The sequence below is a fragment of the Bacillus paralicheniformis genome, assembly GCF_001042485.2.
In the GTDB taxonomy this organism is placed as follows: Bacteria; Bacillota; Bacilli; order Bacillales; family Bacillaceae; genus Bacillus; species Bacillus paralicheniformis.
Genome location: NZ_LBMN02000004.1, coordinates 443,207 through 457,497, shown reverse-complemented (window position 1 = coordinate 457,497; position 14,291 = coordinate 443,207). Strand labels below are relative to the sequence as shown.

At 46.0% G+C, this 14,291-nt stretch carries 17 protein-coding genes; all 17 read right to left on the bottom strand.

Features of this window, described 5'->3' with window-relative positions; translation table 11 throughout:
• Positions 1-193: 193 nt before the first annotated feature.
• The 17 genes from murA to ACH97_RS04480 all read right to left on the bottom strand — a co-directional run bounded on the left by murA (position 194) and on the right by ACH97_RS04480 (position 14,219).
• Positions 194-1,504: a UDP-N-acetylglucosamine 1-carboxyvinyltransferase gene (gene murA / locus ACH97_RS04565; protein WP_048350084.1), complete on the bottom strand. Its 1,311-nt coding sequence runs from the start codon at positions 1,502-1,504 to the stop codon at positions 194-196.
• Positions 1,505-1,536: 32 nt separating this feature from the next.
• Positions 1,537-2,280 (bottom strand): YwmB family TATA-box binding protein, encoded by a 744-nt coding sequence (locus ACH97_RS04560; protein ID WP_020453253.1) that lies wholly within the window; start codon positions 2,278-2,280, stop codon positions 1,537-1,539.
• Positions 2,281-2,416: 136 nt separating this feature from the next.
• Positions 2,417-2,650: a DUF1146 family protein gene (locus tag ACH97_RS04555; protein WP_003186001.1), complete on the bottom strand. Its 234-nt coding sequence runs from the start codon at positions 2,648-2,650 to the stop codon at positions 2,417-2,419.
• A gap of 382 nt (positions 2,651-3,032) precedes the next feature.
• Positions 3,033-3,428: a F0F1 ATP synthase subunit epsilon gene (locus ACH97_RS04550; RefSeq protein ID WP_020453254.1), complete on the bottom strand. Its 396-nt coding sequence runs from the start codon at positions 3,426-3,428 to the stop codon at positions 3,033-3,035.
• 23 nt (positions 3,429-3,451) lie between these two features.
• A complete protein-coding gene (atpD, locus tag ACH97_RS04545; RefSeq protein ID WP_020453255.1) occupies positions 3,452-4,873 on the bottom strand; it encodes a F0F1 ATP synthase subunit beta in 1,422 nt (473 codons plus the stop codon).
• Positions 4,874-4,898: 25 nt separating this feature from the next.
• Positions 4,899-5,753 carry an ATP synthase F1 subunit gamma gene (gene atpG / locus ACH97_RS04540; RefSeq protein ID WP_048350085.1) on the bottom strand — a complete coding sequence of 285 codons (855 nt, stop codon included), beginning with the start codon at positions 5,751-5,753 and terminating at the stop codon, positions 4,899-4,901.
• 88 nt (positions 5,754-5,841) lie between these two features.
• Complete coding sequence (gene atpA, locus ACH97_RS04535; RefSeq protein WP_020453257.1) at positions 5,842-7,350, bottom strand: F0F1 ATP synthase subunit alpha; 1,509 nt, start codon at positions 7,348-7,350, stop codon at positions 5,842-5,844.
• Between the two features lie 7 nt (positions 7,351-7,357).
• On the bottom strand, positions 7,358-7,912 hold the full coding sequence (locus ACH97_RS04530; RefSeq protein ID WP_020453258.1) for a F0F1 ATP synthase subunit delta: 555 nt from the start codon (positions 7,910-7,912) through the stop codon (positions 7,358-7,360).
• On the bottom strand, positions 7,909-8,427 hold the full coding sequence (gene atpF / locus ACH97_RS04525; RefSeq protein ID WP_020453259.1) for a F0F1 ATP synthase subunit B: 519 nt from the start codon (positions 8,425-8,427) through the stop codon (positions 7,909-7,911). Before atpF ends, ACH97_RS04530 begins: the two co-directional genes overlap by 4 nt.
• A gap of 174 nt (positions 8,428-8,601) precedes the next feature.
• Positions 8,602-8,814, bottom strand: a complete 213-nt coding sequence (gene atpE, locus ACH97_RS04520) for a F0F1 ATP synthase subunit C (RefSeq protein WP_020453260.1) — start codon at positions 8,812-8,814, stop codon at positions 8,602-8,604.
• 49 nt (positions 8,815-8,863) lie between these two features.
• On the bottom strand, positions 8,864-9,595 hold the full coding sequence (atpB, locus tag ACH97_RS04515; RefSeq protein ID WP_023857083.1) for a F0F1 ATP synthase subunit A: 732 nt from the start codon (positions 9,593-9,595) through the stop codon (positions 8,864-8,866).
• A gap of 7 nt (positions 9,596-9,602) precedes the next feature.
• Positions 9,603-9,986 carry an ATP synthase subunit I gene (locus tag ACH97_RS04510; RefSeq protein ID WP_020453262.1) on the bottom strand — a complete coding sequence of 128 codons (384 nt, stop codon included), beginning with the start codon at positions 9,984-9,986 and terminating at the stop codon, positions 9,603-9,605.
• A gap of 400 nt (positions 9,987-10,386) precedes the next feature.
• A complete protein-coding gene (gene upp, locus ACH97_RS04500; RefSeq protein WP_020453263.1) occupies positions 10,387-11,016 on the bottom strand; it encodes a uracil phosphoribosyltransferase in 630 nt (209 codons plus the stop codon).
• Positions 11,017-11,143: 127 nt separating this feature from the next.
• Complete coding sequence (gene glyA / locus ACH97_RS04495; RefSeq protein ID WP_025810647.1) at positions 11,144-12,391, bottom strand: serine hydroxymethyltransferase; 1,248 nt, start codon at positions 12,389-12,391, stop codon at positions 11,144-11,146.
• Between the two features lie 227 nt (positions 12,392-12,618).
• Complete coding sequence (locus tag ACH97_RS04490) at positions 12,619-13,161, bottom strand: TIGR01440 family protein (protein ID WP_048350086.1); 543 nt, start codon at positions 13,159-13,161, stop codon at positions 12,619-12,621.
• Between the two features lie 15 nt (positions 13,162-13,176).
• Positions 13,177-13,626 carry a ribose 5-phosphate isomerase B gene (rpiB, locus tag ACH97_RS04485; protein WP_020453266.1) on the bottom strand — a complete coding sequence of 150 codons (450 nt, stop codon included), beginning with the start codon at positions 13,624-13,626 and terminating at the stop codon, positions 13,177-13,179.
• Between the two features lie 137 nt (positions 13,627-13,763).
• Positions 13,764-14,219, bottom strand: a complete 456-nt coding sequence (locus tag ACH97_RS04480) for a low molecular weight protein arginine phosphatase (protein ID WP_023857079.1) — start codon at positions 14,217-14,219, stop codon at positions 13,764-13,766.
• Between the last annotated feature and the right edge of the window lie 72 nt (positions 14,220-14,291).

Genomic DNA, 14,291 nt, shown 5'->3' with positions numbered 1-14,291 from the left:
AGTGCCCCCATTTCTGTTTTGTCTCTTTCATTTTATGGGCGGGGACAAGCTAATATGACTGTACTTTTCAACTGCGGCTGCGTATTTTAAAAACCATTCTTGTGCATAATGATAGATATGGGAGGCATACTGATATAGAATACTTGAAACATAAAAATCAGTATGCCGGATGACATACTGATTTCACGTTGATTTATGCGTTTAAATCGGATACAACTTCTTTATTTTTAATATGAACCGCTTCTTCATCGTTAACGCGCTCAATATCAGCACCGATACCGGCAAGTTTTTGGTGGAAGTTGACATATCCCCGGTCTAAATGTTTTAATTCGGTTACGCGCGTATGACCGTCAGCGACAAGGCCAGCAAGGATAAGAGCTGCGCCGGCGCGAAGATCCGTTGCGGCCACCTCAGCACCTTGAAGCTGCACAGGACCATTAATAATGACAGAACGGCCTTCGATTTTAATATCTCCGTTCATACGGCGGAATTCTTCCGCATGCATGAAGCGGTTCTCAAAGACGGTTTCTGTGATCATGCTGGTTCCATTTGCGCGCATCAAAAGAGCCATCATCTGAGACTGCATATCAGTCGGGAAACCTGGATGTGGCATTGTTTTTAAATCAATAGGCTTCAATTCAGAAGGACCGATGATCCGAAGACCGTCTCCTTCTTCCATGATTTGAACGCCCATTTCTTCCATTTTCGCAATTAAAGATGTTAAGTGCTCAGGAACCGCTCCCTTTACCAGTACGTTCCCTTCGGTAATCGCAGCGGCAACCATGAACGTACCCGCCTCGATCCGGTCAGGAATAATGGTATGTTTTGCACCATGAAGCGCCTTAACGCCTTCAATTTTAATGGTGCCTGTACCGGCACCCCGAATTTTACCGCCCATTGCATTGATATAGTTAGCCAGATCAACGATTTCAGGCTCTTTAGCAGCATTTTCGAGCGTTGTCGTGCCCTCAGCCAAAGCTGCAGCCATAATCAGGTTTTCAGTTGCTCCGACACTAGGAAAATCAAGATAAATTTTTGCGCCTTGAAGGCGGCCTTCTACAGTCGCTTCAATAAAGCCGTTTCCGACTTTAATTTTTGCACCCATTGCCTCAAAGCCTTTCAGATGCTGATCGATCGGTCTTGAACCGATTGCACATCCTCCAGGCAAAGCCACTCTCGAGTGACCTGTGCGAGCAAGAAGCGGACCCATCACCAATACAGATGCGCGCATTTTACGAACATATTCAAACGGAGCTTCCGTAGACAAAGTGCGAGATGCATCAACCGTTACTGTATTATTTTCAAAATGTACACTTGCGCCTAAATGACGTAACACTTCGTTAATCGTATATACATCGGAGAGCGTAGGCACATCACATATTACGCTTTTTTCTTCACTGGCTAATAAAGATGCAGCGATAACTGGTAAAACGGCATTTTTTGCTCCTTCAACTTTGACTGTGCCGTTTAACTTTCGACCGCCGCGGACGATGATTTTTTCCAAGGTATTCCCCTCCGCGTCCCAATTTCTCTATATTAATATTCAGTCGTGACGATTGGTGTGCCAACCGTGACGGTAAGTTTTTCGCCCATTCCCGCATTTCTAAGCGAGACTTGCAGATTCATACGGTGTTTTTCTGTCTTGATGGATTCTTTCCACTCGTTAGTGTAAGCAGAAATAGAAACGAAATTTGGTTCGATTAAATCTTCAACTGACTTTGCATCAAATTCATGTACTAGTTCATTTGCTTTTTTTTGCAAAACAACATTCATCATACCATTTAAATGGCCCTTTAGACAAGTAAAAATTGCGGTCTTTTCTCGCATTATGTCGAATGCATCCCGTTCAAACTGCTTATATGTAGTATTCCAGTTTTCCCGTGGTCCCGCGCCTTTTTGCTCATACAATAAATACGAAACAAGTCTCTGGTTTTTGTGGGTGGATACCAAATGTATTTTGGAATTGATGTGATTTTTTTTGTCCTGAAAAACACCTGTTGCTTTAACTGTATCATCGTCTTCCCGCGTTATAGTCCATTGATATTGTCGATGCTGTTTCTTGAAATGTTTCAGTTTTGCAAAAAAATCTTTTTCACTTAGGGTAAGCTGCTTTTTTGTGTGCAGGGTCCATTCTTCAAGCTCGACATCATGGCGGCTCAAACCTTCCGCCAGCTGTTCCAGCGGCGTATTGCCCGCTGCTTCAAGCGATTGAAAGACATGAACAATTAAAAATAAAACCACAATAAAAATGAGGGCATTAACCGTTTGTTTTGTCTTCATTCCGCATCATCCTCTCCTACTCTCCATTGTTGACGGATCGTAGGAAAAGCATACGTGGAAAAACAAGGTCCCCCGGTGATTTTGCGGAATGCGGCGTTACCCACATTTGTCCATTCCCAAAAATTCTTTTACTCAATCATGAAAATAAATTTTGAAGCTGTCTGGAATAATAAAGATAGTCCAGGAAAAAATTGCTGACGGTGGAGCCGACGGCGATTGTAATGATGATCATTAACACCCTCGCCTGAATGACTTTTCCTTTCCTGATAAGCGGATCAATATTGACCGCCAGAAGAGCCCACCAAGTCAATGCAATAAAAAAAAGATGAACGATGATACTGACAGCAGCCTGTTGTCCGATCTCTTCCATTATTGATGACGCCTCCTTACGTTCCAGCCGGTTTGGTGGCTCCGGCCTGCCTAGTCTCTTCTGCTGTGGGATAAAGGAATAATGCCGGTCATTTCAAGTCATTTTAACAGTTTTGATGTTTCATGTTAAGACGTTCATGGATAGAACTTTTTCCCATAGATGGAGTGATCCTCTGTTGCCTGAGGCCAATGTTGAGGAGTTTGCTTGAATGTCTTACATCCTCTTTCTGGCGGAAGAGAACATAGCTTACTATTTTGTATTATAGATAGATTCAAACTAAAAAGGCGAACAATTTGTGAACTTTTTTCAACATTTTCAATTCTGTTTAATCATGAATATAAAAGAACCCTTCCCATCCTTAATATGGGAAGGATCCTCATCTTTATCTCGCAACATCCAACCGGTTAATCGCGCGTTTTAAAGCAAGCTCTGCCCGAATAATGTCAACATCTGGCGTATGCTTTTGCAAACGTTCCTCGGCACGCCGTTTAGCGGCCAAGGCGCGTTCTTTGTCAATTTGTTCAGATGTTTCCGCCGTCTGGGCCAGAATGGTGACATGGTCAGGGCGGACTTCAACTATGCCCCCGCTGACGGCAACCAGCTCAGTTTGACCGTCTTTTTTCAGACGGACTGCAGCAATTTTTAGCGGAGCAACCGTCGGAATATGGCCGGGTAAAATACCAAGCTCACCGCTCTCTGCTCGAACGCTTACCATTTCTATATCCGCATCGTATACTGGGCCGTCGGGAGTAACGATATTGACTTTTAAGGTCTTCATGCTTTTACCCTCCTAGGACCAGATTATACTTCTACACCCATTTCTTTCGCTTTTTCGACAACTTCTTCGATTCGGCCGACAAGACGGAAAGCGTCCTCTGGAAGGTGATCATACTTACCTTCAAGGATTTCTTTAAAGCCTTTTACCGTTTCTTTGACAGGAACGTAAGAACCTTTTTGTCCTGTAAACTGTTCAGCTACGTGGAAGTTTTGCGATAGGAAGAACTGTACGCGGCGCGCACGGCTGACGACAAGCTTATCATCGTCAGAAAGCTCATCCATACCGAGAATCGCAATGATATCCTGAAGCTCTTTATAGCGCTGCAGGATTTGCTGTACTTGGCGGGCCACTTGATAGTGCTCTTCTCCGACGATTTCTGGCGCAAGTGCACGAGAAGTTGAAGCCAGAGGGTCAACCGCAGGGTAAATACCCATTTCAGACAGCTTACGCTCAAGGTTTGTTGTCGCATCCAAGTGAGCGAACGTTGTTGCCGGTGCCGGGTCAGTATAGTCATCGGCAGGAACGTAGATCGCCTGAATCGATGTAACGGAACCGACATTTGTAGAAGTGATCCGTTCCTGAAGCTGACCCATTTCAGTTGCAAGCGTCGGCTGATAACCAACCGCAGACGGCATGCGTCCAAGAAGTGCAGATACTTCAGATCCGGCTTGAGTGAATCGGAAGATGTTATCGATAAAGAACAATACGTCCTGGCCTTCTTTATCACGGAAATGCTCTGCCATTGTAAGTCCTGTCAAGGCAACGCGCATCCGCGCACCAGGCGGCTCGTTCATCTGACCGAAGACCATTGCCGTTTTGCCGATAACGCCGGAATCTTTCATTTCATAGTAAAGGTCGTTTCCTTCACGCGTACGCTCGCCGACACCCGCGAATACAGAGATACCGCCGTGCTCTTGAGCGATGTTGTTGATTAGCTCCTGAATCAAGACGGTTTTTCCAACTCCCGCTCCTCCGAAAAGACCGATTTTTCCGCCTTTAATATATGGAGCGAGCAAGTCGACGACTTTAATACCCGTCTCTAGGATTTCAACCTCGGTTGATAGCTGATCAAATGTTGGAGCTTCTCTGTGAATCGGATCTTTGGCAGCATCAGCCGGAAGCGGCTCATCCAAATCGATGTTTTCCCCGAGTACATTAAATACGCGGCCGAGTGTCACGTTTCCGACCGGAACGGAGATCGGCTCTCCCAGGTCGATGGCTTCCATTCCGCGTGTAACACCGTCAGTTGAAGCCATTGCAATCGTCCGAACTGAATCATCACCCAAGTGAAGCGCTACTTCAAGGGTAAGTTCGATATCTACTTCATTCTCGTTCTGCGCTTTATGTGTAACTTTAATCGCATTATATATTTCAGGCAAGTGACCGTCTTCAAAACGAACGTCTACGACCGGTCCCAATACCTGGCTAACGCGTCCTTTTTTCATCTCTATCCCTCCTGACAAGCTTTTTCTATTCTAAGGCAGCTGCACCGCCGACAATTTCCGTAATCTCCTGCGTAATCGCCGCCTGACGAGCACGGTTGTAAGACAGTTCGAGGTCAGCGATAAGCTCTTTCGCATTGTCCGTTGCGTTTTTCATCGCTGTCATCCGCGCAGCATGTTCACTCGCTTTACTGTCCAGAATCGCGCCGAAAATCAAGCTCTCAGCGTACTGAGGCAGAAGCACTTCCAAAATTTCTTCTTCGTCCGGTTCAAATTCATAGGAAGTTCTTTTTTTGTTTGGCGCGATATCTGATAATGGCAGCAGCTTTTTCTCCGTCACCTCTTGAGAAATCGCGCTGACAAAGTGGTTGTAGAACAAGTAAAGTTCATCAAATGTCTCATCGATAAACATTTGTATCGTACTGTTCGCCAAATCCTTAATTTCTGGAAAGGAAACTTCGTCCCTGATGCCGGTCATTTCGGAAATAACCGGGATGCCGCGTTTTTTGAAGAACTCGCGTCCCATTTTTCCGATCGCGATGACCGTATATTCGTCTTTTGACTGATGGTGCTCCTGGATTTTCTGGTACGCTTTGCGGAGAACGTTAGCGTTAAAAGCACCGGCAAGTCCGCGGTCAGATGTGATGACCAGATAGCCGGTCCGCTTCACGGGACGGCTCGACATCATCGGATGCGTTCCGGTGTATCCAAGCGCAATATCAGCAACGACTTCCTGCATTTTCTCCATGTATGGAACGAACGATTTCGCTTTACTCTCAGCGCGGTTCAGCTTTGAGGCAGAAACCATTTGCTGAGCTTTGGTGATTTGACTCGTTTTTTTATTTGAAGTAATTCTGGATTTAATATCCCGTAATGAGGCCAAAAGGTTTCACCACCTTTTTGTTTTCAAATTCACTCCGAATTTACGTGAAAAAGAGAGAAAAAGAAGATCTTTTTCTCACTTCAAATGTTTAGTTGCTAGGTGCAAACGTACGTTTAAAGCCTTCGATCGCAGCCTTCATGTCCTCGTCGGCCGGAAGGTTTCCTGTCTGAGCAATTGAATCAAGGAGATCTTTATGGTTTTGATCAAGGTACATAAAGAACTCTTCTTCAAAGCGTCTGATGTCCTCTACAGGCACATCATCAAGGAATCCGCGGGTCAGGGCATAAAGAATGGCAACCTGCTTTTCGACGCGGAGCGGCTGGTTCAGATCCTGTTTCAGAACTTCCACTGTACGGGCTCCACGGTTCAGCTTGGCCTGCGTCGCTTTATCAAGGTCAGATCCGAACTGTGCAAATGACTCAAGCTCGCGATAAGATGCCAAGTCAAGACGAAGCGTACCGGCTACTTTCTTCATCGCTTTGATTTGCGCAGATCCGCCGACACGGGATACCGATAATCCAGGGTTGACGGCAGGGCGCACGCCTGAGAAGAACAAATCAGACTGCAGGAAGATCTGTCCGTCTGTGATTGAGATGACGTTTGTCGGAATATAGGCTGAAATGTCGCCAGCCTGCGTTTCAACAAACGGCAATGCTGTTAAAGATCCTCCGCCTTTAGCGTCGCTCAGTTTCGCAGCGCGCTCAAGCAAGCGGGAGTGCAGGTAGAATACATCTCCAGGGAATGCTTCACGGCCTGGAGGACGACGCAGAAGCAAGGAAAGTTCACGATAAGCCGTCGCTTGTTTTGAAAGGTCGTCATACACAACCAGCACGTGTTTTCCGTTGTACATGAATTCTTCACCCATCGTAACACCCGCATACGGCGCTAGATACAATAGCGGTGCAGGCTGTGAAGCGGAAGCTGTGACAACGATGGTATAGTCAAGAGCGCCTTTTTTGCGCAGCGTTTCAACGACACCGCGAACAGTCGATTCTTTCTGACCGATCGCAACATAGATACAAATCATGTCCTGATCTCTTTGGTTCAAGATCGTGTCAATCGCAATCGATGTTTTACCCGTCTGACGGTCACCGATGATCAGCTCACGCTGACCGCGGCCGATAGGAATCAGCGCATCGATCGGTTTAATTCCCGTTTGAAGCGGTTCATGAACGGATTTACGATCCATAACACCAGGTGCCGGGCTTTCGATCGGACGGGTTTTGCTTGTGAGAACCGGGCCCATTCCGTCTACAGGCTGACCGAGCGGATTGACAACGCGGCCGAGCAGCTCTTCACCGACGGGAACTTCCATGATCCGTCCGGTTCTTTTGACTTCGTCACCTTCACGGATGTCTTTGTAAGGTCCCAAAATAACGATACCTACGTTTGATTCTTCAAGGTTCTGAGCTAAGCCCAGCACACCGTTTGAAAATTCGACAAGCTCACCTGCCATACAGTTATCAAGGCCGTGCACGCGTGCGATACCGTCACCGACCTGAATTACCGTACCTACGTCGTGAACTTCTATTTCAGACTGATAATTTTCAATTTGCTGTTTAATAAGAGTGCTAATTTCTTCAGCTTTGATGCTCACTTAGGTTTCACCCCTTCTTTCGATTTTCGCCTGCTAATTGACGTTCTATCCGGTCAAGCTTTCCTCTTACACTGCCGTCATAAATACGGTTCCCGATGCGGATTTTTACTCCGCCGATCAGATCCGGATTCACTTCGTTTCTGACGCGCAGTGAAGCGGCGCCTGCTTCTTTTGCAAACACTTGAGAAAAAGAGGAAATTTCCTCTTCACTGAGCGGTTTTACAGAGTATACGATCGCGTCTTCCGTCCCGCGGAACCGGTTCGCCATTTTAACATAATCGTCCGCGAGATCCGGGACGATTGACGTGCGGCTGCGGTCAACGAGAAGATAAAGCGTATGTAAGACTGCAGTCGAAACAGATCCGAACGAGTCTTTTAAAATCTGCTTTTTCTTTTCAGCGGGCACTTTAGGATGACTCAGAACGGCATTGAGGTCTTTATGATCAATAAATATCTTCTTAACGACGGTCAGCTCTTCTTCTATTTCATTGACCTTCTTGGATTCAAGGGCAATGTCAAACAAAGCGGCTGCGTAGCGTTTGGAGACAGCTGATTGGCTCATCGGCTTTCTCCCACTTCTTTAAGATAGTCTTGGATCAATTTTTCCTGGGCTTGTTCGTCAAGCTCTTTTTCGATCACTTTCGAAGCGATCATCACAGACAGTGATGCAACCTGCTCACGCAGCGCGCTGACAGCCTGGTCTCTTTCTTTGACGATCTCGCTTCTGGCTGATTCTTTCATGCGTTCTGCTTCCTGGCGCGCAGCCTTGATGATTTCATCCTTTTGCTGTTCTCCCAGTTTTTTCGCGTTTTCAATCAGAGAATGGGATTCTTCACGCGCTTCTTTCAAAAGCGCCTGCTGCTCTTCAATGAGCTTCTTCGCTTCTTCATTCTTTTTCTCGGCAGAGGAAATCTCTCCGGTAATGTAGTCTTCACGCTCTTTCATTATATTTAATAGCGGCCCTAAAGCGTATTTCTTCAAGAGCGCTAACAAAATCAGCATGGCAACAAGCTGGAACAGCATAGTTCCGGCATTAAACCCTACTCCTGCACCCATAACCTGTGGTAAAAAAGACATCGAATACGGCAACTCCCTTCTTGCAGATTATCTCTCCGAGGCCATCGAAAAAATGTTCTCCCTCTTTTTTCAAGAGGTTGTTTCTTCCGGCCGTTATGACAGTTCAAGCAACCATAAAGCAATGGCGAAGGCCTCTTGCAGTGATCTTCGCCATTTTACTAGTTATATAAGTTTTTAGCCGAAGAATGCTAAGAACGCGATAACAACAGCGATAATCGGAAGGGCCTCAACCAATGCTACCCCGATGAACATAAGCGTTCTTAATTCTTTACCAGCCTCAGGCTGACGTGCGATTCCTTCTACTGTACGTGATACGATAAGTCCGTTACCAATACCTGCACCAAGTGCACCTAATCCAATTGCGATTGCAGCTGCTATTAAATTCATGAAAAAGTTCCTCCTTTAAATTGTTATCCTTTTCGGATATGTCTTGTTTTTAGTGTTCATGACTTACTTTGTGAGACATGTAAACCATTGTTAACATCGTGAAGATGAATGCCTGGATTGTACCTACGAACAAGCTGAACGCCTGCCATAAGATCATCGGCACAACCGCTCCAATGGTTCCAACCAGCCCCATGAAAATGCTTTGAGAATAGAAGTTGGTTGCCATTCCGGCAAGAAGGCCGAGCAGAATTTCGCCGGCGAAAATATTACCGTAAAGACGCAATCCCAATGTTAATGTATTCGCAAATTCTTCAATAATTTTGAGCGGCACTAAATACGGAATTGGTCTGAAGAAATCTTTGGTATACTCCCCCAACCCTTTTCTTTTCACTCCGTAGTAATGAGTGAGGCCTACTACCATGACGGCGAGGGTTAAAGTAACCGCCGGATCGGCTGTCGGGGATTTCCACCATAATTCATGGCCTACTGTAATGGAAAACGGAAGGCCGAGCATGTTGGCAACAAATATGTACATCAGCAGGGTTATGCCAAGGGCGAGAAAGTCTCTGCCGACTTTAAGATCCATTGTGCTGCCGATAATATTGCGAACAAAGTCGACAATCCACTCCATAAAGTTCTGGGCTTTCGTCGGCCGGATCGCAAGTGTTCTTGTGGTCAGCACCGCTATCAGAAAGACGATGATGCTTGTCACAGTAATCATTAAGATACTTGATACATCAAAGTTAAGGCCTAAAAAGTTAACAACTCTTGATTCGTGCAAAGGGTCTTCACCTCTCTTCCATTGATGAACGTTTTAGCTGGATAAAGGAATCTATCATAATGACAGGATAAATTGTCATCAACCCCACAATGACGCCTGCCAAATGAATATATTCAGGGTATTTATAAGCAATGGCCGCCGCGATAATGGCGTTGCACAATCTGGAAGCAGTCCCGAGAGAACGGATCATTTTGCCTTTTGCCACTGCTTTATCGAAGGCCTGCATCCTTTTGGTCAGCAGCCAGAGATTGAAATAGCTGAAAACAGTGCCGGTAATCAGGCCTAAAAAAATCGCCTGAAATGGCAGAAATCCATAGCCTAACACGCAGACTGCTAAAATATATAGGACATATTTTTGTTGCCTACGGAATGAAAGACTCGCATCGGTCATCAAATACGCTCCTGATGTGAAAATTTTAAATCTATCTTACGATTACGGTAAACTAGGCGGTCTGACCATTTTACAGAACGTAGTGTTCTGTTCAAGACTTCACACACTCCGAAAATTCTCGGGCCGGTGATCTGTCTGTCGCCTGCAAATATGGGGTTTTCAAAGGATTTTAACAGAGGACTGGTCATTATGATAACCGCTATGAAAACCTTATCATAATAGCCTATTTTAGCATACAATAGCCCCCCTGAGGTGTCAATCTGTTTAAAGTTAAAAAACTATTCATAATCACAGCGTCTCTCACAAAATGTTCACAAATTCGCCCCATTTAAGACGCACACATGTTTAATTATGGTATAAAACACAAAAAAAGAAAACCCTTTTTCAGGATTTTCTTACATTATTTCGTTCCGAACATGCGGTCTCCGGCGTCGCCCAATCCGGGAACGATATATCCTTTTTCATTTAGTTTCTCATCCAAAGCGGCAATGTAAATGTCAACATCAGGATGATGCTTCTGAACTTCGTCTACACCTTCCGGAGCAGCGATCAGACACATAAAACGGATATTTTTTGCGCCGCGTTTCTTCAAGCTGTTCAGTGCCTCTACCGCCGAACCTCCGGTAGCCAGCATCGGATCGACGACGATGAATTCGCGTTCTTCAACATCGGATGGAAGCTTGACATAATATTCAACAGGCTTCAATGTTTCAGGATCACGGTAAAGCCCGACATGTCCGACTTTTGCAGCGGGAATCAGCTTCAAAATTCCGTCTACCATTCCCAGTCCCGCTCTTAGAATCGGAACAACCCCGAGTTTTTTTCCGGCGATGACGTTTGACTTTGCCATTTGCACAGGAGTTTCTACATTCACTTCCTCCAGCGGCAGGTCCCGCGTAATCTCAAATGCCATCAGCGTTGCAACCTCATCAACAAGCTCTCTGAATTCTTTTGTTCCGGTCTCTACATCCCGGATGTATGTAAGCTTATGCTGTATAAGAGGGTGGTCAAACACATATACCTTTCCCATATCCGTTTTCAGCTCCTTTTTTTCACACACTTCTATTGATTCTACATAAAAAAACAGCTTGTTTCAACAAAAATCAGGAGACAATTTTATGAAAAAAGCCGCCCCTTTTGGGAGCGGCACAAATATCTTAGTAATCAAGCCCGGTATATAACGGGTATTTGCTTGTCAGCGCTTCTACGCGCTGTTTTGCTTCTTCCAGCTTCGCTTCGTCTTCATGGTTTTTAAGGGCAAGCGCGATGATCGCTCCCACTTCTTCGATCGCTTCCAGATCAAAGCCGCGGCTTGTCACGGCTGCTGTACCTACGCGGATTCCGCTCGTTACGAAAGGTTTTTCAGGATCATAAGGAATCGCGTTTTTGTTGACGGTGATGCCGACTTCATCAAGAACATTTTCAGCCACTTTTCCGGTCATGCCGAGAGAGCGCAGGTCGACCAGCACAAGATGGTTATCCGTTCCGCCTGATACGAGCTCGATGCCCTCTTTTTTCAATGTTTCAGCCAAGTGCTTCGCATTATTGATGACATTTTGGGCGTATGTTTTGAATTCGTCTTTTAAAGCTTCGCCAAAGGAAACAGCCTTTGCAGCGATCACGTGCATTAACGGTCCGCCTTGAATTCCAGGGAAGATCGACTTGTCGATTTGCTTTGCAAACTCTTCACGGCAAAGAATCATGCCGCCGCGCGGTCCGCGAAGCGTTTTATGAGTTGTCGTCGTCACAAAGTCAGAGTAAGGAACAGGATTCGGGTGAAGACCTGCTGCTACAAGTCCGGCGATATGCGCCATGTCTACCATCACATAGGCTCCGACTTCATCAGCGATTTCGCGGAACTTTTTAAAATCGATGGTGCGCGGATACGCGCTTGCCCCGGCCACGATCAGCTTAGGCTTATGTTTAAGCGCTTTTTCACGTACATCTTCGTAGTCAATATACTGCGTCTCTTTATCAACACCGTATTCAACGAAATTGTACTGAACACCGCTGAAGTTGACAGGGCTGCCGTGCGTTAAATGTCCGCCGTGAGCAAGGTTCATTCCCAATACGGTGTCACCGTGCTCTAAAATCGTGAAGTATACCGCCATGTTCGCTTGTGCGCCGGAATGCGGCTGAACGTTGACGTGCTCGGCGCCGAAAATCTGCTTGGCGCGGTCGCGCGCGATATCCTCTGCGACATCTACATGCTCACATCCGCCGTAGTAGCGTTTACCAGGATATCCTTCCGCATATTTATTTGTTAAAACCGAGCCTTGAGCTTCCATAACCGCTTCGCTTACAAAGTTTTCAGAAGCGATCAGCTCAATCTTCGACTGTTGACGTTTCCGCTCATCTTGAATGGCGCTAAAAACTTGTTCATCTTGCGCAGGTAAATGTTTCATCAGCGAGATCCTCTCCTATCTGTTTCCATTTCGTTAATTATACCATCTCATTGTACACGGTTTTTCATGCAAATGTAAGAGATTATTTTTAAAAATCGTTTTTTATTATTGGAAAAACCGAATATTAAACGAATAGACAAATCATATAGTTCGACATATCATTTGTTCAAAAAATTATTTTAATAAAGAAAAAAAGCCTGTCCGGCTCTTCCCCCCCGCTTCTTCCGCTACTCCGCTTCATAGACGGCGCGAACGCCTCCAATCAGCTTCGGCCTTGTCCGCGCAAGCGTCACATGCGCTTCACCCAGCTGTTTTTGAGAGACGCGGACAGGAACGGCCACAGGCTTTAAATGCATCCCTATAAACGTGTCGCCGATGTCGACCCCCGCATCGGCCTCTATTTGTTCAACAAGGACAGGAGCCTTCATATGTTGATAGGCATATGAAGCCATGGAACCCCCCGCTTTCGGAACAGGAACAGCAAAAACAACGGGAAGACGGTATGCTTTCGCCGTTTCTTCCTCGACAACCAACGCCCTGTTTAAATGCTCGCAGCATTGAAAAGCAAGGGCGACTCCTGTTTGATCCCTGAGCTCTTCTAAGCCTTTGTAGACCGCTTCAGCGATTTGTCCGCTTCCCGAAGTGCCGATTCGCCTTCCGGCCACCTCGCTTGTGCTGCATCCGATGACGACGATGTGGCCGTCGCGTAAATTTGCCTGCTGATGAAATTCATCTAATATAGAACGCCATGTTTGTTCGAGATTCTTCATGATTGACGACACCCTTTATTCATGCTTGTCTTCATAATCGGCGATTTTTCCGATGCGGACAGCGTGCCGCCCGGCTGAAAACTCAGTCGTAAGCCAAACCTTTGCAATCTCTCTCGCTAAACCAGGGCCGATCACCCGTTCACCCATCGCAAGAACATTCGTGTCATTGTGCTCTCTTGTCATTTTCGCGCTGAAAACGTCGTGGACAAGGGCGCAGCGGATGCCTTTTACTTTATTGGCGGAAATGCTCATGCCGATTCCTGTTCCGCATATTAAAATGCCTCTGTCAGCTTCCCCGTCCGCCACTTTTTGCGCGACCGGAAACGCATAATCCGGGTAGTCCACAGATCCTGAACCGCATTCGCAGCCGTAATCTTCGTATTCGATGTTCAATTCATCCATCAATGCCATAATTTCTTTTCTGATATTGATTCCGCCGTGATCTGAAGCAATGATTACTTTCATTGGAATGACTCCTCCTCGTTTGATGTGCCGCCAAAAGTCTCGTGCAGACCGTTAAGCAGTATACAGCCGCTATATATTTCTGATTGATCATGTCTATTGTACCCGCTGCCGCTCGATTTGCAAACGCTCCTTAGCTTCTATTCCCGAGATTTTCCCGCCAGCATTTCTGCCAATTTTTTCAGCAGCTGCTCCAGCTCATCTCTCGTTTTTTGATAGTCGCTGAGAGATCCGCCGAACGGGTCAATGATGTCCCCGCTTTCTCCTTTGACATACTCTTTCAGCGTATAGATTTTATCTCGGCTCTTTGAAAATTCATGTACTGCCACCTGTTTGTGCTGCTCCGTCATCGTCAACACGAGATCCGCCCATTCAACCTTCTCCTCGGAAAGCTGTGAAGATGTATGATTCAGAGCGATGTTTTTTTCAAAAAGCGCTTCGACTGCATATAAAGAAGCTTTTCCGTTTTCAGGAGCAAACAACCCGGCAGATTTGACGGAGACATCCAGTTTTTTTTCGGCAGCCGCAGATTTAAAAAGCGCTTCCGCCATCGGGCTGCGGCACGTATTTCCAGTACAGACAAATAGTATGTTCAATCCTGTTCACTCCTTTGTTCATATTATAAAGGATTCAGCCGGAAAATAATAAAATCCGCTCCAGAAATCAAA